The sequence below is a fragment of the Agrococcus sp. UYP10 genome, assembly GCF_040547205.1.
GTDB classification, from domain to species: domain Bacteria; phylum Actinomycetota; class Actinomycetes; order Actinomycetales; family Microbacteriaceae; genus Agrococcus; species Agrococcus jenensis.
Window position 1 is genome coordinate 2,053,975 of sequence record NZ_JBEPPG010000001.1, and the last position, 24,267, is coordinate 2,078,241.

Here is a 24,267-nt window from a genome sequence, read left to right on the forward strand (position 1 = left end):
GGGCGGCTACATTGAGCCCGATGAGCGACTCCCTCTTGGTGCTGGCCCCGCTCGCGCTCTGCGCGGGCGGGGTCGCCCTGTTCGTCTTCCGCGCGAGCCCGCGGGCGACGTTCGTGATGTGGGCGTTCGTGATGTTCCTCGTGCCCATCTGGATCGGCGTCACGGTCGGCTTCTTCTGGGCCGCCATCACGCTCGTGACCCTCGCCGCCATCGCCTCGAACTTCGCCGACGTGCGGCTGACGGTCGCGGACGCGCTCGTCGCCACCTTCGGGCTGCTGGTGCTCATCCTGTTCGCGCTGCAGCTCGCGACGCTCTCGCACTCCGTGATCGCGATCCTGCAGTGGGTCGTGCCCTACGTCTGGGGCCGGATGGTGCTGGCGCGGGTACCTGCGCTGTTCGTGACGCGGACGATCGCGGCGTTCGCGACCGTAGCCGCGGTCCTCGCGGTGATCGAGTTCTCGACCGGGTCGAACCTCTTCGTGCTCATCCCCGGCTCCGGGCCCTTCGCGGAATGGTCGGGACTGCAGCCGCGGTCCGACTTCCTGCGGGCGGAAGGGGCCTTCGGCCATGCGATCGCCCTCGGCGCGTCGCTCGCGATGGCGTCGGCATTCGTGCTCGGCACGAGGTGGCCCGCGCCCGTCATCGTGCTGTCGCTCGCGGTCATCGTCGGCGCGGTCGTCGCCTCGTTCAGCCGCATCGGGCTCGTCACCGTGGCGCTCACGATCGCGGTCAGCCTCGTCGTGATGCCTGGCATCCGCCGCGCGGCGCGCTGGTGGGTCGGCGTCGGCGGCGTCGCCGCGCTCGCGATCATCGTGCCGTTCCTCGGCGACGTCTTCTCGGACGCCGGCGAGGAAGCGGGCGGCAGCGCCGACTACCGCAGCGGGCTGTTCACGCTCGTCTCGGAGGTGCAGCTCTTCGGCAACGCCGGCGACTGGCAGGGCCGCATCGAGGGCGGTGTGTACCTCGGCACATTCGCCCGCTCGGTCGACAACACGATGCTGCTCATCGCGCTGCGCTTCGGCTGGGTACCGGTGCTGCTGGTGTCCGCGCTGCTCGTCGTGCTCGTGCTGAACCTGCTGCGCGGGCGCGCCAACCCAGCCACGATCGCCGTCGTGTGTCAGCTGCCCGCGCTGTTCGCCGTCGCCCTCATCACGCAGTTCGGTTCGTTCCTCTGGTTCCTTACCGGTCTGGCGGTCGCATGGAGCGCGATGCAGGACGATGCGGAGGCCATGCGCGGTCGGTTCAGCCAACAGCTGCCGCGGCGCCTGGAGCCGGTCGAGTCCGCGTTTTCGTGAGCCGGCGTGAGCGCATGCGTGACGGCGGGACCCGCCGACAGATCGCGCTGCGCACGGTGGACGTCCTGCGGTCGCGCAGGGGCGCGACTCCTCCGCCGAGGTGAGGCCAGCGCCGGATGCTCAAGCCCGGCGCGGCTTCCGCTGATGATTGTCGCCGTCGGCCATTTTGGAACGGTGTTATCCCTACGCTCGCTCCAGGCGGCATCGGCGCCGCTCCCGGCTCGCCGGCGAGCAGCGTCATCGGCCGGCCACAACCGCGAGCGAGCCGCTCGCGGTCCTCACGGGAAGAACCCCTGACAGATGGACACCATCATGCGCCCTCGCCGTCCACTGCGCGCCCTGCTGCTCGCCGCGCTCGCCACCGTCGCGACGGGCGGGATGGTGGTCTCCGGGCTCACCGTCGCCAACGCAGCGGGGACCGGTCCGGTCACGCTGCAGCAGCGCACGAGCTCGATCGTGACGGCTGATCCGCTTGCGACGGTGCAGATCGACAACGGCTACGTCTGGGCGCAGACGATGATCGGCAACACGGTGTTCGCCGGTGGCGGCTTCGCCAACGCACGGGCGCCTCTGGCGGCTCCCGGCACGAGTCTGACGCCGCGTAGCAACATCCTGTCGTACGACATCCGCACGGGGAACCTGCTGTCGTTCGCGCCGCAGGTGAACGGCCCGATCCGCGCGGTCGCGGCCTCGCCGGACGGCACGCGGCTCTACATCGGCGGTTCGTTCACCTCGGTGAACGGTCAGACCCGCTTCAACTTCGCGGCACTCGACCCTGTCACCGGTGCGCTGCTGCCCGGGTTCAACGCCTCAGTCGGTGGCGCCGGCGTCTTCGGCATCGCGACGCTGGGCGACACCGTGTACGTGACCGGACGCTTCACGCAGGCGAACGGTGTCGCGCGGCAGAACCTCGCGGCCTTCGCCGGCGCCAACGGCGCCCTCCGCTCGTGGGCTCCCACGATCGACCTGCAGGGCGACGCGCTGGTCATCGACCCGGGCGGCTCGCACGTCATCGTCGGTGGCCGGTTCTACCTCACGAACGGGGTGGTCCAGCGTGGACTGGCGCCACTCCACCCCGTGACCGGCGCACTCGACACTGCCTGGGCGGCGTCGAAGACGGTCATCAACGGCTGGTCCTCCGGCTCGAACGCGGGGAAGGCCGGCATCTTCGCCCTGGCCGTCGATGACTCGGGCGTCTACGGCACGGGCTGGGTCTACGCCGACGTCGCCACGGGCAACCTCGAGGGCGTGTTCGCCGCTGAGGCGGGCTCCGGCGCCGTCCGCTGGGTGGCCGACTGCCACGGCGACCACTACGGCGTCTTCTCGACTGGCGAGACGGTCTATGCCACCAGCCACACGCACCAGTGCGACACCGTCGGGCTTGCGCCGGAGCTGAACCCTCGCACCTACCGATATGTCGGGGCCTTCACGGCGACCGCCGAGGGCACCCTGACGCGCAGCCCCTCCGTGAACAACATCTACAAGGACTGGAGCGGCACGCCGGCTCCCGCCCCGTACGCCTGGTACCCCGACTTCACCGTCGGCCGCACCTCTGGCCTCAACCAGGCGGGGCTCTCGATGACCGGCAACGACCAGTTCCTCTCGGTCGCCGGCGAGTTCGGCAGCGTGAACAACCTGCGCTACGAGGGCATCGTGCGCTTCGCAGTGGCGCCGCCGAACGGCCCGAAGCAGGGTCCACGCATCGCGAGCGCGACCTGGGGAGCGCCCTCCGCCACGTCGGTCGTCGCCGGTCGGGTGCGCATCTCGATCCGCGGCAACTGGGACCGCGACGACCGTGACCTGACGTACGAGCTGCGGCGCACCGGCACGGCCGGTGTCATCCAGTCGCAGGTCGTCCCGTCGAGCTGGTGGTCGCAGCCGCAGATCACCTTCAACGACACCGGGCTGACGCCCGGGACGAGCCACACATACACGGTGCGCGTGGTCGACGGCAACGGCAACGCCGTGACGAGCCAGGCCGCGACGGTGACGGTCGCGAGCGGGCAGTCGTCCGCATACGCCAACGCCGTGCTCGACGACGGGGCCACGCTGTACTACCCGCTCGGCTCCGACCGCTCCGACTGGGGTGGATCGAGCACGCCGCTGTTCGGCAGCGGCGCGACGAACGTGTCGCCGGGTGGCGTGGCGGGCGTGACGGGTGAGTCGGCGTCGAGCTTCGACGGCAGCGGCAACGGCCGCGTCTCGTCGGGCTCGAGCTCGACGGTGCCGGGCACGTTCTCGACCGAGCTGTGGTTCAACACCACGACGAACCAGGGCGGCAAGCTGATCGGCTTCGGCAACTCGCAGACAGACTGGTCGAGCAACTACGACCGCCACATCTACATGCAGAACGACGGTCGACTGACCTTCGGCGTCTACCCCGGGCAGGTGCGCACCGTCTCGTCGAGCGCCGCCTACAACGACGGCAGCTGGCACCACGCTGTCGCGACGCAGGGACCCGGGGGCATCGCGCTGTACGTCGACGGCGCACTGGTCGGACAGGATGCGAGCGTCACCGGCGCGCAGGACTACAGCGGCTACTGGCGGATCGGCGGCGACAACCTGAACGGCTGGTCGGCCCAGCCCTCCTCGGCCTCGTTCCGCGGTGCGATCGACGAGGTCGCCGTGTACGGCTCAGCGCTCACGAGCAGCCAGGTCGCGGCGCACTACGCAGTGGGCGCTGGGCTGCAGGCGCCGACGGCTGCCTTCCAGTCCACGACGAGCACGCTCAGCGCGAGCTTCGACGCGTCCGGCTCGACCGCCGCGAGCGGCTCGACGATCGCCTCCTACGCGTGGCAGTTCGGTGACGGCACGACCGGGACCGGCGTCTCGCCGACGCATCCGTACGATCAGGCCGGCACGTACGCGGTCACGCTGACCGTCACCGACAGCCGCGGGCTGAGCGGTGCCGTGACCCAGGACGTCACGGTCGAGGCCGCCAACGTCGGCCCGACGGCGTCGTTCACGAGCGCGGTCAGCGACCTCGACGCGACGGTGGACGGCTCCGGCTCCTCGGATCCGGACGGGAGCGTCGTCTCCTGGAGCTGGAACTGGGGCGACGGGACGCCGAGCACCTCGGGTGCGACCGCGACCCACAGCTACGGGACGGCGGGCGACTACACCGTGACGCTCACCGTGACCGACGACGACGGTGCCACTGCGACGACGACCGGCGCCGTCCATGCGACGGACCCCGTCGTGGTGGCCCCGACGTTCGCGGCGTCCGACGACTTCTCGCGCACGGTGGCACCGGGTTGGGGCACGTCGGAGGTCGGAGGACCGTGGACGGTCACCGGCACCTCGGCCCCCGCATCCGTTGGCAGCGGGGTGGGATCGCTCGCCCTGGGTGCGGGTTCGACGCGGGATCTGCGGCTGAACGCGCTGGCGCTCCAGGACCTGCAGGTCTCGATGGATCTGCGGCTCGACCAGGCGCCGGCGACCGGTTCCGCCTACCTGGGCGTCATCACGCGGTCGACCTCTGCTGGCGACTATCGAGTGCGGGTGTGGCTGCGGGACAACGGCACGGTGTGGCTCGTGGTGCAGCACGGCTCGACGGTGCTGCGCAGCTACCAGGTGCCGGGCATCACCCGCGCGGCCGGTGACTGGTTCACGCTCGAGGTCGAGGTCACGGGCACGACGAGCACGACGGTCGAGGCGAGCCTCTGGCGCGCTGGCACGCCGCAGCCGGCGGCGTGGCAGGTGAGCGTGACCGACGCGACTGGGTCGAACCCCACCGGGTCGGTGGGCGTGCACGCGAACCGCAGCAGCACGGCCACCGCGACGGGCGTCTTCTCGATCGACGCGTTCCGCGTCACCGACCTCGGGTGACGGCGGGGGAGCGCCGGACGGCGACTCCCTCCTGGTGCTGGCCCCGCTCGCGCACTGCGCGGGCGGGGCCGCGCTGCTTCCGCTTCCGACAGTTCGAGCGACGGCACGTCGTAGGGAAGATCAAGCCCAACGCGGCTTCCGCTGATGATTGCCGCGATCGGTCGTTATCCGAACAGTGTTATCCATACGCTCGAGGCAAGGCGGCATCGACGTCGTCCCGGCTCGCCGGAGAGCAGCGTCGAGGCCCGCGGGCTACGGATGTCGGGAGAGCTGTGATCGCACCACGCCGGATCCGTCGAGCAGGACGCTCGACGGCGGTGGCCATTGTCGCCGTCGATCCGACCGCCATCGAGACGCCTGCCCCCGGGCCGCAGCGCACGTCCAACGGTTCCGACGGCGAGTCGCTCGCGGTCTGCACGGGAAGAGCCCTCTGAGATGGACACCGCCATGCGCTCTCGCCGCTCTCTGCGCGCCGTGCTGCTCGCCGCGCTCGCCACGGTCGCGACCGGCGCGATGCTGACCTCGGGACTGACCGTCGCGAACGCGACGGGCACCGGCCCGGTGACGCTGCAGCAGCGCACCAGCGCGGTCGTCACCGCCGATCCCCTCGCGACGGTGCAGATCGACAACGGCTACGTGTGGGCGCAGACCATGATCGGCAACACGGTCTATGCGGGTGGCGGCTTCGCCAACGCACGGGCGCCGCTCGCGGCTCCCGGCACGAGCCTGACGCCGCGCAGCAACATCCTCTCCTACGACATCCGGACGGGGAACCTGCTGTCGTTCGCACCGCAGGTCAACGGGCCGATCCGCGCCGTCGCAGCATCCGCCGACGGCACGCGCCTCTACATCGGCGGCTCGTTCAGCTCGGTGAACGGCCAGACCCGCTTCAACTTCGCAGCACTCGACCCCGTCACGGGTGCGCTGCTCCCTGGATTCAACGCCTCAGCCGGCGGTAGCGGCGTCTACGGCATCGCAACCACGAGCGATACGGTCTATGTGACCGGCCTCTTCACGCAGGCGAACGGTGTCGCGCGGCAGAACCTCGCGGCCTTCGCCACGGCTAACGGCGCGCTCCGCTCGTGGGCTCCCACGATCGACCTGCAGGGCGACGCGATGGTCATCGACCCCGGCGGCTCGCACGTCATCGTCGGTGGACGGTTCTATCTCACGAACGGGGTGGTCCAGCGCGGTCTGTCGGCACTGGATCCGGTCTCCGGCGCCCTCGACACTATGTGGGCTGCGTCGAAGACGATCGTCAACGGCCGGTCGGACGGAGTCTATGCCGGCAAAGCCGGCATCTTCGCGCTAGCTGTCGATGACTCGGGCGTATACGGCACCGGGTGGGTGTACGGAAATCTCACGGCGGGTAACCTCGAGGGTGTGTTCGCTGCTGAGGCGGGAACTGGCGCGATCCGGTGGGTCGCCGACTGCCACGGCGACCACTACGGCGTCTTTTCGACGGGCGAGACGGTCTATGCGACGAGTCACACCCACGAGTGCGAAACTGCAGGGCTCGCTCCCGAGCTGAGCCCGCGCACCTACCGGTACGTCGAGGCTTTCACCGCGACCGCCGAGGGCACGCTCGCGCACAGCCCCAACTACAAGGATTGGGGCGGCACTCCGGCCCCGGCGCCGTACGGGTGGTATCCGGACTTCACGGTCGGCCGCACGTCGGGCCTCAATCAGGCCGGCCTGTCGATGACGGGCAACGATCAGTATGTCTCGGTCGGCGGAGAGTTCGGCAGCGTCAACAACCTGCGCTACGAGGGCCTTGTGCGCTTCTCCACTACGCCGCCCAACGGGCCGAAGCAGGGTCCGCGCATCGCGAGCGCGACGTGGGGCGCGCCGACCGTCACCTCAGTGGTTGGAGGCCGGGTGCGCATCTCGATCCGCGGCAACTGGGACCGAGACGACCGCGACCTGACGTATGAGCTGCGCCGCACGGGCACGGCCGGTGTCATCCAGTCGCAGGTCGTCCCGTCGAGCTGGTGGTCGCAGCCGCAGATCACCTTCAACGACACCGGGCTGACGCCTGGGACGAGCCACACGTACACGGTGCGCGTGGTCGACGGCAATGGCAACGCCGTGACGAGCCAGGCCTCGACCGTGACCGTCGCGAGCGGGCAGACATCCGCGTACTCCGAGGCCGTGCTGGACGACGGGGCCACGCTCTACTACCCGTTGGGCCTCATTCGCTCGGACTGGAGCGCACCGGGCACCCCGCTGATCGCCAGTGGGGTGACCAGCCGGTCACCCGGAGCGGTAGCGGGGCTGACCGGGGAGACCGCTTCGAGCTTCAACGGTACGACGTCCGGACGCGTGTCGTCCGGCTGGAACTCGGCGATGCCCCGCGCATTCTCGACCGAGCTCTGGTTCAACACCACGACGTTGCTCGGCGGCAAGCTGATCGGCTTCGGCAATTCCCAGACCGGTTCGTCCACCACCTACGACCGTCACATCTACATGCAGAACAACGGGCGCCTGACGTTCGGCGTTCACCTGGATGTGCTGCGGACCATCTCGACGAGCGCCGCCTACAACGACGGCCGCTGGCACCACGTCGTGGCGACGCAGGGGGCGGGCGGCATCGCGCTGTACGTCGACGGCACCCGTGTGGCACAGGACACCACCGTCACGACCGCCCGGGCATACGGTGGCTACTGGCGGATCGGGGGTGACACGCTGAGCTCCTGGCCCAACGCGCCGTCATCGTCGCACTTCCGCGGCGCGATGGACGAGATCGCCGTGTACGGTTCCGCGCTGACGAGCAGCCAGGTCTCGACGCACCATGCTCTGGGCTCCGGGCAGCAACCGCCGACTGCTTCGTTCCAGTCCACGACGAGCGCGCTCTCCGCGAGCTTCGACGCGTCTGGCTCGAGTGCCGCGAGCGGCTCGACGATCGCGTCGTACGCGTGGCAGTTCGGTGACGGCACGGCGGGCACCGGGGTCTCGCCGACGCATGCCTACAGCCAGGCGGGCACCTACGCCGTCAGGCTGACGGTCACCGACAGCCGCGGACTGAGCCGCGCCATCACGCAGAACGTCACGGTGCAGGCACCCAACGTCCGGCCGACGGCCTCGTTCACCAGCACGGTCGACGAGCTCGACGCGGCGGTGGACGGCTCGGCCTCCTCGGATCCGGATGGCAGCGTGGCGTCGTGGAGCTGGAACTGGGGTGACGGTACGGCGAGCACCACCGGCGCGACGTCGACACACCGCTACGGGACGGCCGGAAGTTATACCGTCACGCTCACCGTGACCGATGACGACGGCGCCATCGCGGCCACGACCGGCGTCGTGCGGGTCTCCGACCCGGTCGTACTCCCCGCGGGCTTCGCGGCGTCCGACGACTTCTCGCGCACGGTGGCACCGGGTTGGGGCACGTCGGAGGTCGGAGGACCGTGGACGGTCACGGGCACCTCGGCTCCCGCATCCGTCGGCAACGGGGTCGGCACGCTCGCCCTCGGTGCGGGTTCGACGCGGGATCTGCGGCTGAACGCGCTGGCGCTTCAGGATCTGCGGGTCTCGATGGATCTGCGGCTAGACCAGGCGCCGGCGACCGGTTCCGCCTACCTGGGCGTCATCACGCGCTCGACCAGCGCCGGTGACTACCGGGTTCGGGTGTGGCTGCGCGACAACGGCACGGTGTGGCTCGTGGTGCAGCACGGCTCGACGGTGCTGCGCAGCTACCAGGTGCCGGGCATCACCCGCGCGGCCGGTGACTGGTTCACGCTCGAGGTCGAGGTCACGGGCACGACGAGCACGACGGTCGCGGCGAGCCTCTGGCGCGCGGGTACGCCGCAGCCGGCGGCGTGGCAGGTGAGCGTGACCGACGCCACCGGATCGAACCCCGCAGGCTCGGTGGGCGTGCATGCGAACCGGAGCAGCGCGGCCACCGCCACCGGCGTCTTCTCGATCGACGCGTTCCGGGTGACCGACCTCGGGTGACGGCGGGGGAGCGCCCGACGGCGACTCCCTCCTGGTGCTGGCCACGCTCGCGTACTCCGCGGGCGGGGCCGCGCTCCTTGATTCGCCCAGCGGCTACTCGGAGCGCGCTGCGGCGAGGTCGCGTGCCGGGTCAGCCGGCAGCTGCTGCGGCGCCGGGAGTCGGTCGGCGGCGCGTCGCCATCAGCCGGACGAAGCCCATGAGCGACTGCGCGTCGCGCCGGTAGATCGGCACGAGCAGGGACGCCGATGCGGTCACGAGGCCCGCGGCGAGTCCGGCTCCGACGGCAGCCCAGGGTCCCAGGGGCGAGGCCGCTTCGCCCGCACCCCAAGCGGCGACGCCGGCGAGCGGAGTGACGATGAAGATCCGGACCGCGCCGCCGTAGAGCCGCCGCGTCGGCATCGGCGTGACGCGGGAGAGCCACGCGAGTGAGATCGGCCACGCGATCGCCGGGTGCACGGCGAAGGCGATCGCGACGCCGATCAGGCCGAAGAACGAGCCGATCACGATGCAGACGACCTTGATCACCGCGGTGACGAGCGTGTATCGCAGCAGCTGCGCGCCGAGACCGCGCGCGAGGTACACCCAGTAGCCGACGTACGACAGCGTGGTGAGGAGCCCGGCGATCGCGAACATCCGCAGGATCGGCGCCGCCTCGGCCCACGCATCGCCGAGCATGATCGCGACGACCGGCTCGGCGAGGCCCGCGAGCATGGCGATAGGGATGCCGATCAGGTAGCCGAGCGCGAGCTGCGCGGCCGTGACGTAGGTCTCGAAGCGCGGCTGATCGCGCTGCAGCCTCGAGAGCACGGGGAGCGCGACGGACTGCAGCGGCGAGCGGACCTGCCCGAGGGGCGTCATCACCAACTGGAAGGCCCGGTTGTAGAGGCCGAGCGACGCCGTGCCGAAGCGGCCGGCGACGAGCACCGTGTCGACCTGCCGCGCGGCGTACTGCACGAGGTTCGCGGCCACGAGGTTCCAGCCGAACGTGATCATCGTGCGCACGCTGTGCGCTCGGGAGTAGCGGCGCGGCAGCCACCGGCCGGCGATGACGATGCCGATGAGCGAGATGGCGCCGTTGCACAGCTGCTGGATGACGAGCGCCCAGAACCCCGCGCCCAGCACCGCCGCGGCGATCGCGACCGCGAGCGCGATCGCCGCCGCGGCGACGTCGACGATGGCGAGCGGGCGGAGCCGCACCTCGCGCATGAGGTTCGCACGGTGCTGCGTCGCGAGGCCGTTGCACACGAAGAGGAGCGAGAGCCACTGGGCCATGCCGACGATGTCGGGCTCGCCCGTGATCGCGCCGAGCGGCCAGGAGGCGAGCAGCATCGCCAGCCCGAGCCCCGTGCCGATGCCGGCGTTGATCCAGAACAGGTTGTCGCGCTGCCCGGTCGAGAGCTCCGGCGCCTGGATGGAGGCGGAGGTGAGCCCGAAGTCGCGGAAGATCTCGCCGAGCCCGACGAGCACCAGCACGATCGCGAGCATGCCGTAGTCGTGCGGGGTGAGCAGCCGCGCGAGCACCGCGACCGAGATCAGCTGCAGCAGGATGCGCGCCGCCTGCGCGATCATCGTGAAGAGCGCGCCGCGCGCGGCGTCGTGCGCGAGGGTCGACGACATCATCGCGCCGCTCGTCGCACCCGGCGGAACGTGCCCCGCAGCACCCGCGCCGCCATGCGAGGCGCCGTCGCGGAGAGCCGCAGCAGGGCGTAGCCGGGGTAGCGCGGCGGGCGCCGGCCAGCGAGCATCGAGCCGAGCAGGCGTGCGCGCAGGAATCTGCGCCGCTCGGTCTGCAGCGGCTGCGCCGCCGCGAGGCGGTCCATCGAGAGCGGTGCGAGCTCGATCACGCCGGCTGCCTCTGCCTCGAGGATCGTCCGGCGTCCTCGCTCAGTGCGCGCGATGAGCGCGCTCACGCCCGCACCGTCGACGAAGGTCGGGTAGCCGTGCTCGTCCGACTCCCACGAATCCGCAGAGACGATGTCGGCGGCCTCTCCGACCGCGTCGACGCACACCTTGCAGCGCCACTGCGTCGTCGGCCCGAGCGTCCGTCCCCACGACTCGTCGTAGTCGGCGGAGACCTCGCGGTCGCCGCTCGTCGCGGTGAAGCGACCGGGCCAGCCGCGCCCGCGGTAGCGGAGCGCCCGGACCTCGGCGTGGCGCCCGACGCCGAGCTCCGACAGCAGTGCGTCGGTCGCGTGCTGGCTCGGCGTGCCGGCGCAGAAGAACGAGAGCATGAGCGGCGGCTCGCCCTCGATGAGGTCGGCGGCGGTCTGCCGCAGCGCCGAGATCTCGCAGGGCTTCGCGCAGACCGCGCTGCCGGGCGCGAGCACGTCGTCGTTGTCGAGGGCGGCGACCGGCGCGTAGCGCGAGCCCGCGGCGCTCAGCGCCTGCTCGCGCGTCATGATCGAGACGGGGACGGTGCGGCGCGGGGCGCCGGCGTCGACCGCGGCGCCGGCGACGCGCGCCGCCCTGCCGCTCTCGACGAGCCAGGTGTGCAGCGCGGTAAGCGCGCCGCCGCTGCTGCCCGTGTGGCGGATCTCGGGGTCGGTCGCCCAGGCGTTCCAGACGCCGAGGTGGGCCCCGAGCAGGGCGTGCGGCGTCGCGCCGCGCGGCGCCGTCGGCGCCTTGACCACGACGCCGGGGCAACCGCGGCGGAAGATCGCCTCGGCATCGGGAATCGGCTCCGACGGTCCGGAGAACACGGGGCGTGCATAGCCCTGCGCGTCGAGCTCCATCCGCACCGACCGATCCAGCCGTGAGCACAGGCCGCAGCCGGAGCACGCGTCCCGCTCGAGCACGTCGGCGACCGCCCGCTCGAGCCCGGTCGTCGCGCCTCCGGTCGTCGTGCTGCCGGTCACAGGGCGCCCAGCCGCTCGAGGAGGGGCAGCAGCTGCTGCTGGCCCTGCTGCTGCGCGGCGACGGCCTTCGCCCGGAGCCCATCGAGCCGCGCGTGGCGGAGGACGGCGGCGCCGATGCCGTCGGTCTCGGCGAGCTGCACGACGTGCGGCCAGCCGATCGCGTCCATGAGCGGCGCGAACTTCCGCGAGTACGCCATGGCGACCGTCGGCGTCCCGGTCGACAGCGCGTTGAGGCACGCGTGCATCCGCGCGCCGATGACGAGCTGCGCGGCGCCGATCGCGGACCGGGCGTCGTCGAGGTCGCGCGGGATGCGCAGCCCGACGCGGCCGTCGTACGCCGCATGCAGCTCGCGGGACGTCGGCAGGTCGTCGTCCGGGTTGTCGGCGTGGAGCACGTGGGGGAGCAGCGTGACGGCACGGCCGTCAGCGAGCAGCCCGTCGATCACCTCCCGGACCGCGGTCCGATAGGTGCTCGCGTCGCCATGCGCGTCGCTGTGCCACAACAGGCCGGAGACGTTGAGCAGCACGTCGAGCCCGGCCTCGGACGATGGCTGGCGCAGGCCGAAGACGAGGTCGCTCGTCACGGCGTCCGGCGCGCGTCCGAGCGCGGTCGCGGCCTCGGCGCTGATCGGGTCGCGCGCGAAGACGAGGCGGCTGCGGTGCAGCGAGCGGCGGGCGAGGAGGCGGCCTCGCGCCGTGCGGAACGGCCCGAGCGTCTGCGGCGCGAGCACCACCGGCGTGCCCGCCTGCACGGCGAACTCGTGCACGAGCGACATCGTGCCGTGCCGGCGCAGACCGTAGATGTCGGCGAAGCTGTCGCCCGAGCGGGTGTCCCAGACGAGGTCGAAGTCCGCGAGCCAGCGCATCATCCCCTTGCGGCCGGTCAGTCGCTCGCGAACCAGCGATCGGTGGTTGCCCCAGGGGATCGCGTCCGGCCGGCGCCGATAGTTCATGTAGACGAACTCGGCGTCCGGCCACGCCTGGCGCAGCAGATCGACCGAGCCCTGGCCGAGGGCGCGCACGCCGAGGTTCGGCGACGAGTCATCAGCCCATGCGACGAGGATGCGCATCGGAGCCTCCTTCATCTCGGGCGCCCGGAGACCCTGGCGTCACAGTAGCGGCACGGCGCGGGACGAGCCGGAGGGTGCGCGCCGGTAGTGTCTCACCCATGACGGGCCGATGCCGAAGCAGCAGGATCTCTTCGGCGTGCAGCGCCCCGGGTGCGAGGAGGACCGCGTGAGCGCCGAGCCGGTGCAGTGGAACCTGTCCCACGTCTGGGAGGCGCTGCGGAAGTTCTGGGCCGTCGTGGTCGGCATGACGCTGGTCGGCGGCGCTGCCGGCTTTGCGCTCTCCTCGGCGACCCCGCCGCAGTTCCAGTCCCGCGCATCGCTCTACTTCGCGCTCAACGAGGGCACGTCCGGAGCCGACCTCAACCAGGGGTCGGCCTACACGCAGAACCAGATGCTCTCCTTCGCGCGACTCGCGACGTCGTCGAGGGTGCTGGACCTCGTGATCGACGACCTCGACCTGCAGACGACGCCGCGCGACCTCGCGCGGTCGATCGCGGTCACCATCCCGCAGGACACCGTCATCCTCGACGTCATCGCCACCTCCGGCCAGCCGGAGCGCGCCGCCGCCGTCGCCAACAGCGTCGCCGAGCAGCTCGCCGTCGTCGTGCTCGAGGTCGGTGCCGACAGCGTGGAGGGCGCGGCGACGATCAGCGCCTCCGTGATCGACGACGCGGTCGCGCCGACGGTGCAGACCGTGCCGAACAAGACCCGCGACGCACTGCTGGCAGCGGCGATCGGCTTCCTGCTGGGTGTGCTGACGGCGTTCGTCGCCACCGTCGCCGACACCCGGGTGCGGAACGAGGCAGCGGTCGCGAGGGTCACGGATCTGCCGGTGCTGGGCGTCGTCACACGTGCGACGCGCGGTGTCGGCGCTGGGCTGATCGTCGCGCGCGAGCCGCACGACCCCGTGTCGGAGGACATGCGGCGGATCCAGTCGGCGCTCGCGTTCACCACGCTCGACGGCACCTCGCGCCGGCTGCTGATCACCTCGTCGTCGCCCGGCGAGGGCAAGTCGACGTTCTCGACCAACCTCGCCGTGACGCTCGCCGACTCGGGCGATCGGACGCTCGTGATCGATGCCGACCTGCGCCGCCCGCGAGTCGACGAGCTGTTCGGGCTCGACGGCTCGGTGGGCCTCACGACGGCGCTGATGGGCGGCATCGAGCTGTCGCGGGCCATCGTCGGGTGGCGTGAGCACGGCCCCGACGTGCTGACCTCGGGCGCGCTGCCGCCGAACCCCGCGACGGTGGTGACCTCGGAGGCGTTCCGGTCGGTGCTCGACGACGCGGCAGACCGCTACGACGTCGTCATCATCGACTCGCCACCCGTGCTCACCGTGGCCGACTCGAACCTGATCGCTCCGCTCGCCGACGGCGTCGTGATCGTCGTCGACGCGTCGAAGACCCGTCGGCCCCAGCTCGCGAACACGATCCGCTCGCTCGAGTCGGCCGGCGGGCGCATCCTGGGCATCGTGCTCAACCGTGCTCGCCCGTCGAAGCATCGCAACACCTACTACGCGGACGATCCCGGCGCTGAGCGTCGGCAGAAGCGGCCGGTCGCGAGAGTGCGGCATTCAGCGGTGCCCGAGGCCTGACCAGCGCCGGCCGTTCCGTACACGGCCGATCGCGGGCGAGTACACCGAGCGGAGCCGCCGCATCGGGCAGGTAGTCCCCGCAGGCGTCGTGAGGCCGAGGTCCGGCCGAAGCCGCGCGATCCGTCGTCGGGCGGTCGGGTGCTCGATGTCCTCGCGCCGTGAACGCCCGGTGCGGGAGCGCGACTCGCCGCCCGCGTCGGAGCGCGCGTCGCCGGTGTCGACGGCGATCGGCCAGATGCGGTGGGACTTCGCGTCGAGGATCCCGTCGTGCCGCATCACGACTCGGAGCCGCCGCGGCTCGCGGAGACGCCGCGGGCGCAGGGCATCGCGAAGTGCATGGGTGTCTCCTCGGTGGTGCCGGCGGCTCAGTAGGCGCCGGCAGGATGGATGACGACGCGGGCGGTGCGGACCATGATCATGAGGTCCTGCATCACCGACCAGTTCTCGACGTAGCGGAGGTCGAGGCGCACGCTCTCGTCCCACGAGAGGTCGCTGCGGCCGCTGATCTGCCAGAGACCCGTGATGCCCGGCTTCAGGTAGAGCCGCCGCATCGCCACGCCGTCGTAGGTGGTCGCCTCGCCCGGGAGCGGCGGGCGCGGCCCGACCACGCTCATGTCGCCCTTGAGCGCGTTCCAGAACTGCGGCAGCTCGTCCAGCGAGTGCTTGCGGAGGAAGGCGCCGACGCGCGTGATGCGCGGGTCGTCCCGCAGCTTGAAGAGCGGGCCGGCGCCCTCGTTGTGCGCCTGCAGCGCCGCGAGCTCCTGCTCGGCGTCGACGCGCATCGTGCGGAACTTCAGCATCGCGAAGGTGCGCCCGTCGCGGCCGACGCGCTGCTGGCGGAAGAGGATCGGCCCGGGGGAGTCGAGCCGGATCGCGATCGCGATCGGCACGGCCAGCACCCCGACCGCCAGCAGCGCGAAGGAGGAGACGACGACGTCGAGCGCGCGCTTCAGCACGTGCTCGCCCCCGTCGAAGGTGGGGATCCGCACCTGGATGAGCGGCAGGCCGTCGACCGGGCGGAAGGAGATGCGGGGGCCGGCGACATCCGTCAGGCGGGAGAAGAGCACGAGCTCGGCGCACGTGCCCTCGAGCTGCCGGCTGAGCCGCGTGAGGTAGGCGGGATCGGCGTCGGGCTTCGCCGCGAGGATCACGGTGTCGGCCCCCATGCGCTCGGCCATCTCGGCGATCCCCGCGTGGGCGCTCAGCACGGGCACGCTCCGGCCGCGAAGCTCGAGCGGGTCCCCCTGGTGACCGGCGACCGCGGCGGCGATGACGTGGTAGCCGAGGTCGGGCGCGCGCCCGAGCCGCTCGAGCACGTACGCGACCTCGTCGTGGTCGCCGACGAGGATGGTGCGCGACGCCCACTCGCCGTCGCGGCGGCGGGCGAGCAACCAGCGCCGCCACTGCCAGCGGCCGAGGAGCAGGGCGACCATGCCTGCGGGCAGCGCGATGAGCAGCTGCAGCCGGAGCGCGGGCCAGTCCGCGACGAGCGCGAGGGCTGCGAGGGCGGCGAAGGCGAGGCCCGTAGCATGCACGACCCGGCGGTACTCCATCGCGCCGGCGCCGATCACCGCGGCGTCGCGGGAGCTGATGGCGGTGAGCGCGACGAACCACACGAGCACCACGAGCACGGGCGCGGCGAGCACCTGCTCGAGCGGGACCGGCTCGAGCGCGGTCGCGCCGGCCGGAGCGGTGACGGCGCCCACGAGGAGCGTCGCCGAGGCGACGACCGCGAGATCGGTCAGCGTCAGGCGCAGCCGCGTGCGGCGCTCCTGCAGCAGCCTCCGGGCGAGCGAGGGCGTGGCGCGGGGCGACTGCGCGCCCGGGAGCGCGAGCGGGGGCGCCGTGGGGAGCGCTGCTGCAACGGCACCGAGCTTGCGCGATGTGCCATGCCATGCACGCTGCACCTGCACCACCCACTTCCGAGCGGGGCCGACGACATCTCGCGGCCCCTCGCGTAACACTGTTTGGGATCAGTATGGAGAAGTGAGGGATCTGCGACAAGCGAAGATCCCCGCACGAGGAGACTCGTGCGGGGATCGTCAGGCGGCACTGAGGCGTTGCTCAGCGGAAGGGGTGATCAGTACCCCGGGGTCAGCCCAGCGCGGACTCCAGGATCGCCGACAGCTCCTGCGCGGAGCGCTTCGCCGAACCGGTCGCCGGGCTCGCAGCGGGAGCCCGGCCGACGACCTTGAGCGTGCGGCCGTGCAGGTGCCGGGGGAGCGCAAGGTGCATGAAGGGCCATGCGCCCTGGTTGAGCGGCTCCTCCTGCACCCAGACGAGCGACGCGTTGGGGTAGCGGTCGACGGTCGCGTTGATCTCGTCGATCGGCAGCGGGTACAGCTGCTCGACGCGCACGAGCGCGATGTCGGTGCGGCCGCGCTTGGCGAGCTCGGCCTTGAGGTCGTAGTGCACCTTGCCGGAGTGCAGGAGCACGCGCGTGACCGCGCCCGGGTCCTGCACCTGGCGGTCGTCGATCACCGGCTGGAAGCGGCCGCTCGTGAAGTCCTCGACCGGGCTCGTCGCGTCGCGCAGGCGCAGCATGGCCTTCGGCGTGAAGACGACGAGCGGCCGGCGCGGCCGCGCGTATGCCTGCCGGCGCAGCAGGTGGAAGTGGTTCGCGGGCGTCGACGGTCGCGCGATCGTCATGTTGCGCTCGGCCGACAGCTGCAGGAAGCGCTCGATGCGGGCCGACGAGTGGTCCGGACCGGCGCCCTCGTAGCCGTGCGGCAGCAGCAGCACGAGCGACGACTGCTGGTTCCACTTCTGCTCGGCGGAGGCGATGAACTCGTCGATGACGATCTGCGCACCGTTGGCGAAGTCGCCGAACTGCGCCTCCCACAGCACGAGCGCGTCGGGGCGCTCGACGGAGTAGCCGTACTCGAACGCCATCGACGCGTACTCGCTCAGCAGCGAGTCGTACATCGAGAGACGACCCTGCTCCTCGCCGAGGTTGGCGAGCGGGAGCCACTCCTGGCCGTTCACGCGGTCGTGCATGACGGCGTGGCGCTGCACGAACGTCCCGCGACGCGTGTCCTGCCCCGACATGCGCACCGGCGTGCCCTCGATGAGCAGCGAGCCGAGCGCGAGCAGCTCGCCGAACGCCCAGTCGATGCCGCCCTCGCGGGTGGCCTTGACGCGCTTGTCAAGCACCTGCTGCACCTTCGGGTGCACCTCGAAGCCCTCGGGCGGGTTGCCGTGCGCGTCGCCGATCGCCTCGATGACCGACGGCTCGACGCCGGTCGTCTCGGGCTCGCCGACGAGCTGCTCGGGAGCGGGCGTGGGCGTCACGGCGGGCATGGAGCCGGTCGCGGCGGCGTGCGTCTCCATGAAGGCCTGCTCGAGCTTGCCCTGGAAGTCGGCCTGCGCCGCCTGGTACTCCTCCTCGGTGATGTCACCGCGGCCGACGAGGTTCTCGGCGTAGAGGGTGCGGACGGAGCGCTTCGCCTCGATGAGCGAGTACATGAGCGGCTGCGTCATGGTCGGGTCGTCGCCCTCGTTGTGCCCGCGGCGGCGGTAGCAGATGAGGTCGATGACGATGTCGCGCTTGAACTCCTGGCGGTACTGGAACGCCAGCTCCGCCACGCGCACGACCGCCTCCGGGTCGTCGCCGTTCACGTGCAGCACGGGCGCGTGGATCGCCTTCGCGACGTCGGTCGCGTAGGTCGACGAGCGCGACTCCGAGGGCGGCGTGGTGAAGCCGACCTGGTTGTTCACGACCAGGTGGATCGTGCCGCCGGTCTTGTACGCGCGCAGCTGCGAGAGCTGGTGCGTCTCGAACACCACGCCCTGGCCGGCCATCGCGGCGTCGCCGTGCACGAGCACGGGCAGCACCGATGCCTCGCCGTCGCCGATGCGGTCCTGCTTCGCGCGCACGATGCCCTCGAGAACGCCGTTGACGGCCTCGAGGTGCGACGGGTTGGCCGCGAGGTACACGGGCACGGTCGAGCCGTCGGCGGCCGTGAACTCACCCGAGTTGCCGAGGTGGTACTTCACGTCGCCCGAGCCCTGGAAGACGGCTGCGCCCTCGAACTCCTGGAACACCTGGCCGTAGGTCTTGCCCGCGATCGAGGTGAGCACGTTGAGGCGGCCGCGGTGCGGCATGCCGATCGCGACCTCGTCGAGGCCGGCCTCGGCGCTGCCCGCGAGGAGCGCGTCGAGGAAGGCGATCATCGACTCCGCGCCCTCGAGCGAGAAGCGCTTCTGGCCGACGTACTTGGTCTGCAGGAACGTCTCGAACGCCTCGGCCTCGTTGAGCTTGCGCAGGATGCGCATCTGCTCGTCGTGCGTCGGCTTGACGTAGGGCACCTCGAGGTGGCTCTGGAACCACTGGCGCTGCGCCGGGTCGGCGATGTGCATGTACTCGATGCCGATCGTGCGGCAGTACGAGTCGCGGAGCACGCCGAGGATGTCGCGCAGCAGCGCCGAGCGCTTGCCGCCGAACCCGCCGGTGACGAACTCGCGGTCGAGGTCCCAGAAAGACAGCCCGTGCTGCTCGATCTCGAGGTCGGGGTGGGTGCGCTGCACGTACTCGAGCGGGTCGATGTCGGCCATCAGGTGGCCGCGCACGCGGAACGAGTTGATGAGCTGCGCGACGCGCGTCTGCTTCGAGAGCTCGTCGGCGGCGCGCACCGAGACGTCGGTCGACCACTTGATGGGCTCGTAGGGGATGCGCAGGTCGGCGAAGATGCCGCGGTAGAAGTCCTGGTCGCCGACGAGCAGGTTGTTCACGATCCGGAGGAACTCGCCGGAGCCCGCGCCCTGGATGACGCGGTGGTCGTAGGTCGAGGTCATCGTGACGGTCTTGCCGACGCCCGCGTCGGCGAGCCGCTCGGGGCTCGAGCCCATGAACTCTGCGGGGTAGTCGAGCGCGCCGACGCCGATGATGCAGCCCTGGCCCTGCATGAGGCGGGGGACCGAGTGCACGGTGCCGATGCCGCCGGGGTTCGTGAGCGAGATCGTCGTGCCGGCGAAGTCGCCGGCCTCGAGCTTGTTGGCGCGCGCCTTCTTCACGATCGCCTCGTACGCCGCGACGAACTCCGAGAAGTCCATCGTCTCGCACGCCTTGATGCTCGGCACGAGCAGCGCGCGGCTGCCGTCGGGCTTCGGCATGTCGATCGCGATGCCGAGGTTGATGTGCGGCGGGGCGACGAGCGAGGGCTTGCCGTCGATCTCGTCGTAGTAGACGTTCTGGCTCGGGAACGCCTTGAGCGCCTGCACGATCGCGTAGCCGATGATGTGCGTGAACGAGACCTTGCCGCCGCGCGTGCGGCGGAGGTGGTTGTTGATGACGATGCGCTGGTCGATCATCAGCTTCGCCGGCACGGTGCGGACGCTCGTCGCGGTCGGGACCGCGAGTGACTTGTCCATGTTGGCGGCGAGCGACTTCGGCATGCCGCGGAGCGTCGTGACGACGGGCTGCTCGGAGGGAGCCTGCTCCGCCTTCGCCGCCTGCTTCGCGCCGGCGCTCGGTGCGTCGGCCGGGACGGGCGTCGGGCGGGCTGCCTGCCGCGTGGTGCGCGCGACGATGGCGCCGTCGGCGCGGGCGGGTGCGGGCGTCTCGGCCTGGCCCTCCTTCTGCTCCCGGGGCGCGTCCTGGGCGCGCTGGCCCTTGCCGGAGTCGACGGGTCCGTCCGGGCGCGACTCGGCGCGCACCGGCTTGCGGGGCGGCGCGGGCCGCGACGGCGCGGCGCTCGGGGTGGGGGCCGGGGCGGGCGGTGCCGCCGCGGGCGTCGCCGCCTCCGCAGCAGCCGCCTCGGGCGCGGCGGCCGGCGGCGTCGCCGCGCTCATGCTCGTCGTCGCATCACCGGAGGCACGCTGTGCGGCGTACCGCTCGAGGATGGGCCACCATGACTGGGCGACGGCGCTCTTGTCCTTGGCGAAGAGCTGGTACTGCTCCTCGACGAGCCACTCGTTCGCTCCGAAGTCGCTGTCGTCCGCAGGGCTGGACACGGTATCGATCGCCTCTTCCGAATTCTCGGGCATGCCGCAGGCAGTCCGCGGCCACGTGTCCTTCCAGCATAGGGCGTGCGGCTGGGGCTCAGTGCGTGAGCCCGAGCTCGGCGAGGTCGACGCCGGCCGCCTCGACCGCGAGCAGCATGACCTCGCGCCGCCACACCACGCGCGGCTCGAAGCGCAGCGGCATGCCGGCCTCGGAGGGCGTGCGATCGCCCTTCGCCCCGTTGCAGGCGACGCACGCGGTGATGGTGTTGAGCCACGTCGACTCGCCGCCCCGCGAGGCGGGATGGATGTGGTCGATGGTCGCGCCGGGGCCCTCGCAGTACGCGCACCGCCGCCGGTCGCGGTCGAGCACGCCGCGGCGGCTCCACGGCATCCGGTCGTACAGGCGCGTGTGCGGGATCTGCACGTAGTCGTTGAAGACCACGACGCGCGGCACCGGCAGCTCGAGCGAGTTCGAGCGGATGGTGCCGTCGGCGGCCAGCACGATCTGCGCGCGCTCCTTGACGATGAACGCGACCGCGCGCTGCAGCGATGCGACGCCGATCGGCTCGAGCGTCGCGTTGAGCACCACCACTTGCGCTGTCATCGCGTCTCCGGGTCCATCGTGCCGCATCCGCCTGTGGGTTGCGCAGAATAGTGTCGACGACGTGGATGCCGGACCTGGCGACGTCGGCGTCGTGCCCCTCGAGCGCGGCGCGCGCATCGCGGTCGCGACGCTCGTCGACGGCAGGGCGGTCGACGTGCGCATCCACCCGGCGGCCGAGGTCGGGCTCGACGATCGCCTGCGCGGCCGCTCGCCGGCGCGCATCGTCTGGCAGGACGCGAAGGGGGTCGCGCCCGTGCTGCTCGACGCCGCCGTGCCGATCGACCGCGTCCGCGACGTGCGGCTCGTGCACCGCATCCTCGCCGAGGCACGCGGGCTGCCGGCGGAGGAACGCTGGGCGCGCTCGCTGCGCTCCGACGCCGAGGGGCTCTTCTCGCTCGCGCCCGAGGCGGAGCCGCTCGACGCGCTCGCCGAGCAGCTGGGGCTGCAGGACGCGGCGATCGGCGACGACCCCGGGCTCGCGATGCTCGCGGCCGCCGAGTCGATGGGCGCCGTCGTCGCGGTCGAGCTGAGCCGCGAGGGGCTGCCGTTCGACCGGGCGCGGCACGACGCGCTGCTCGTGGAGGCGCTCGGCGAGCGCACCGCGCCGATCGGCGCGGCGGGCAGGCCGCGGCGCATGGAGGCGCTCGCGAGCGAGATCCGCGAGGCGCTCGGCGACCCGGCGCTCAACCCCGACTCGCCGCAGGAGGTGCTGCGGGCGCTGCGGCGCGCGGGCGTCGACGTCGCCTCCACCTCGCGCTGGGAGCTGCGCGAGCACGACCACCCGGTGATCGAGCCGCTCGTGGCCTACAAGCGGATGTCGCGGCTGCACACCGCGAACGGCTGGTCGTGGGCGCAGCGCTGGGCGCGCGTCGACGAGCGCGGCCGCTGCCGCCTCGCGATCGAGTACGTGCCGGGCGGCGTCGTCACCGGGCGCTGGGCGACGGAGGGCTCGGGTGCGATGCAGATCGCGCGGCAGATCCGCGGCGCCGTCGCCGCTGAGCCCGGCATGCGCCTCGTGGTGGCCGACGCGGCGCAGCTCGAGCCGCGCGCGCTCGCGGCGCTCGCCCGCGACGAGGCGCTCGCCGAGGCGGGCAGGGGCGCCGACCTGTACCAGGCGCTCGTCGACCGCGGTGTCGTCGACACCCGCGACCACGCGAAGCTCGGCATGCTCGGCGCGCTCTACGGCGGCACGACCGGCGAGGCGGCGGCCGTGCTGCCGAGGCTGGGCCGCGCCTACCCGCGCGCCATGGCGGCGGTCGAGGCCGCCGCGAGGGCGGGGGAGCGGCGGGAGCGGGTGCGCACGTGGCTCGGCCGCGCGTCGCCGCTGCCACCGCGCTGGCGCGACGACGAGCGAGGCGGCCGCCAGGCGCGCGCGTGGGGCAGGTTCACGCGCAACTTCGTCGTGCAGGGCACGGCGGCCGAGTGGGCGCTCGCGTGGATGGCCGGGGTGCGGCGGGCGATCCGCGACGTCGAGGGCGCGGCGCTCGTGTGCTTCCTGCACGACGAGGTGATCGTGCAGGCGCCCGCAGAGCGCGCCGAGGAGGTCGCGGACGCCGTGCGCGAGGCGGCGGCGCTCGCCGGCCGCACGCTCTTCGGCGGCTTCCCGATCGAGTTCCCGGTGCAGGCGGCGGTCGTCGGCGACTGGAGCCAGGCGAAGTAGCGTTGGGGCCATGCGATTCATCGGCGACGTGCCGGAGCACGACCTGACCTACTCCGACGTCTTCCTGGTCCCCAGCCGCAGCGGCGTCGGCTCCCGCATGGACGTCGACCTCTCGCCGGACGACGGCACGCGCGCGACGCTGCCGATCGTCGCGGCGAACATGAGCTCGGTCACGGGGCCGCGCATGGCCGCCGCGCTCGCGCGACGCGGCGCGCTCGCCGTGCTCACCCAGGACCCGCCGCTCGACGAGACCTGCCGCGCCATCGCCTGGGTGAAGGCGCAGTCGGTCACGCTCGAGTCGCCCCACCGCGCAGCCCCCGACGACGTCGTGCAGGACGCGCTCGAGCGCGTGCCCGCGATCCCGGGCCACTGCGTCGTGGTGGAGGCGCCCGACGGCTCGATGCTCGGCGCGATCCCCGCCGAGCGGCTCGCGTCGGCGCTGCCGGACGCGCGCCTCGGCGACCTGCTGCACTCGCACCTGCCGGTGCTCGGCCCGGACGACGTCCGTGACGGTCGCGCGATGTTCGCGGCGCTCGAGCGCGAGGGCGTCGACGTCGCCCCGGTCGTCGAGGACGGCCGCTGCGTCGGCATCGCGTCGCGACTCGGCGCCCTGCGCGCCGACCTCTACCTGCCCGCGCTCGACGCATCCGGCCGCCTGAGCGTGGCCGCCGCCGTCGGCATCAACGGCGACCCCGGCGCGAAGGCGAAGGCGCTCGCCGAGGCGGGCGCCGACGTGATCGTCGTCGACACCGCCCACGGCCACCAGGAGGGGATGCTGCGCGCGCTCGAGGCGGTGCGCCGCGCGATCGGCGACGACCTGCCCGTGGCCGCGGGCAACGTGGTCTCGGCCGACGGCGTGCGCGACCTCGTCGCCGCCGGCGCATCGATCCTCAAGGTCGGCGTCGGGCCGGGCGCCATGTGCACGACCCGCATGATGACCGCGGTCGGCCGGCCGCAGTTCTCGGCGGTGCTCGACACCGCCGCGACGGCGCACGAGCTGGGTGCGCGCGTCTGGGCGGACGGCGGGGTGCGCTACCCGCGCGACGTCGCGCTCGCGCTCGCCGCCGGGGCCTCGAGCGTCATGATCGGCTCGTGGTTCGCGGGCACGATCGAGGCGCCCGGCAGGCTGCAGCGCGACGCGCAGGGCCGGCTCTACAAGGAGTCGTGGGGCATGGCCTCGACGAAGGCCGTCGAGGGCAGGTTCGGCGGGCTCGACCCGTACGAGCTCGCGCGCAAGCGCCTCTTCGCCGAGGGCATCTCGTCCTCGACGATCCTGCTCGACCCCCAGCGCCCGAGCGTCGAGGACCTCGTCGACATGATCACCGCGGGTGTGCGCTCCTCGTTCACGTACGCGGGCGCGGACAGCGTGCCGGCCTTCCGCGAGCGTGCGCGCGTCGGCGTGCAGTCGGCGGCGGGCTACGAGGAGGGCAAGGCGCTGCCGGTCTCGTGGTGACCGAGTGGGCTCC

At 72.1% G+C, this 24,267-nt stretch carries 12 protein-coding genes; 6 read left to right on the forward strand and 6 right to left on the reverse strand.

Going from position 1 to position 24,267, the window contains the following annotated elements:
- Positions 1–20: 20 nt before the first annotated feature.
- The 3 genes from ABIB37_RS10165 (at position 21) to ABIB37_RS10175 (ending at position 9,074) form a co-directional block, all read left to right on the forward strand.
- A complete protein-coding gene (locus tag ABIB37_RS10165; RefSeq protein WP_354260026.1) occupies positions 21–1,295 on the forward strand; it encodes a hypothetical protein in 1,275 nt (424 codons plus the stop codon).
- 300 nt (positions 1,296–1,595) lie between these two features.
- Positions 1,596–5,123 (forward strand): PKD domain-containing protein, encoded by a 3,528-nt coding sequence (locus tag ABIB37_RS10170; protein WP_354260029.1) that lies wholly within the window; start codon positions 1,596–1,598, stop codon positions 5,121–5,123.
- 435 nt (positions 5,124–5,558) lie between these two features.
- Complete coding sequence (locus ABIB37_RS10175; protein WP_354260032.1) at positions 5,559–9,074, forward strand: PKD domain-containing protein; 3,516 nt, start codon at positions 5,559–5,561, stop codon at positions 9,072–9,074.
- Between the two features lie 130 nt (positions 9,075–9,204).
- Here ABIB37_RS10175 and ABIB37_RS10180 read toward each other — a convergent pair whose 3' ends face one another.
- From ABIB37_RS10180 to ABIB37_RS10190, 3 genes are read right to left on the reverse strand one after another with little or no spacing between them, the layout of a single operon-like run.
- On the reverse strand, positions 9,205–10,695 hold the full coding sequence (locus ABIB37_RS10180) for a lipopolysaccharide biosynthesis protein (protein ID WP_354260035.1): 1,491 nt from the start codon (positions 10,693–10,695) through the stop codon (positions 9,205–9,207).
- Positions 10,692–11,930 (reverse strand): Coenzyme F420 hydrogenase/dehydrogenase, beta subunit C-terminal domain, encoded by a 1,239-nt coding sequence (locus tag ABIB37_RS10185; RefSeq protein WP_354260037.1) that lies wholly within the window; start codon positions 11,928–11,930, stop codon positions 10,692–10,694. Before ABIB37_RS10185 ends, ABIB37_RS10180 begins: the two co-directional genes overlap by 4 nt.
- Positions 11,927–13,000 (reverse strand): polysaccharide pyruvyl transferase family protein, encoded by a 1,074-nt coding sequence (locus ABIB37_RS10190; RefSeq protein WP_354260039.1) that lies wholly within the window; start codon positions 12,998–13,000, stop codon positions 11,927–11,929. Before ABIB37_RS10190 ends, ABIB37_RS10185 begins: the two co-directional genes overlap by 4 nt.
- A 109-nt stretch (positions 13,001–13,109) precedes the next feature.
- Here ABIB37_RS10190 and ABIB37_RS10195 point away from each other — a divergent pair, with 109 nt between their 5' ends.
- Positions 13,110–14,594 carry a tyrosine-protein kinase domain-containing protein gene (locus ABIB37_RS10195; RefSeq protein ID WP_354260042.1) on the forward strand — a complete coding sequence of 495 codons (1,485 nt, stop codon included), beginning with the start codon at positions 13,110–13,112 and terminating at the stop codon, positions 14,592–14,594.
- A gap of 365 nt (positions 14,595–14,959) precedes the next feature.
- Here ABIB37_RS10195 and ABIB37_RS10200 read toward each other — a convergent pair whose 3' ends face one another.
- The 3 genes from ABIB37_RS10200 to ABIB37_RS10210 all read right to left on the reverse strand — a co-directional run bounded on the left by ABIB37_RS10200 (position 14,960) and on the right by ABIB37_RS10210 (position 21,141).
- Positions 14,960–16,501 (reverse strand): sugar transferase, encoded by a 1,542-nt coding sequence (locus ABIB37_RS10200; protein ID WP_354260045.1) that lies wholly within the window; start codon positions 16,499–16,501, stop codon positions 14,960–14,962.
- A 187-nt stretch (positions 16,502–16,688) separates the two neighbouring features.
- Positions 16,689–20,579 (reverse strand): multifunctional oxoglutarate decarboxylase/oxoglutarate dehydrogenase thiamine pyrophosphate-binding subunit/dihydrolipoyllysine-residue succinyltransferase subunit, encoded by a 3,891-nt coding sequence (locus ABIB37_RS10205; RefSeq protein WP_502914043.1) that lies wholly within the window; start codon positions 20,577–20,579, stop codon positions 16,689–16,691.
- A 55-nt stretch (positions 20,580–20,634) separates the two neighbouring features.
- Positions 20,635–21,141: an HNH endonuclease gene (locus ABIB37_RS10210; protein WP_123698237.1), complete on the reverse strand. Its 507-nt coding sequence runs from the start codon at positions 21,139–21,141 to the stop codon at positions 20,635–20,637.
- Positions 21,142–21,202: 61 nt separating this feature from the next.
- On the opposite strand from ABIB37_RS10210, the gene ABIB37_RS10215 reads away from it, so the two are divergent.
- Both ABIB37_RS10215 and guaB1 read left to right on the forward strand, forming a co-directional pair.
- Positions 21,203–22,801, forward strand: coding sequence for a bifunctional 3'-5' exonuclease/DNA polymerase (locus ABIB37_RS10215; RefSeq protein ID WP_354260052.1), 1,599 nt, complete (start codon positions 21,203–21,205; stop codon positions 22,799–22,801).
- Positions 22,802–22,811: 10 nt separating this feature from the next.
- Positions 22,812–24,254, forward strand: coding sequence for a GMP reductase (guaB1, locus tag ABIB37_RS10220; RefSeq protein WP_354260055.1), 1,443 nt, complete (start codon positions 22,812–22,814; stop codon positions 24,252–24,254).
- The last annotated feature ends 13 nt before the right edge of the window (positions 24,255–24,267 follow it).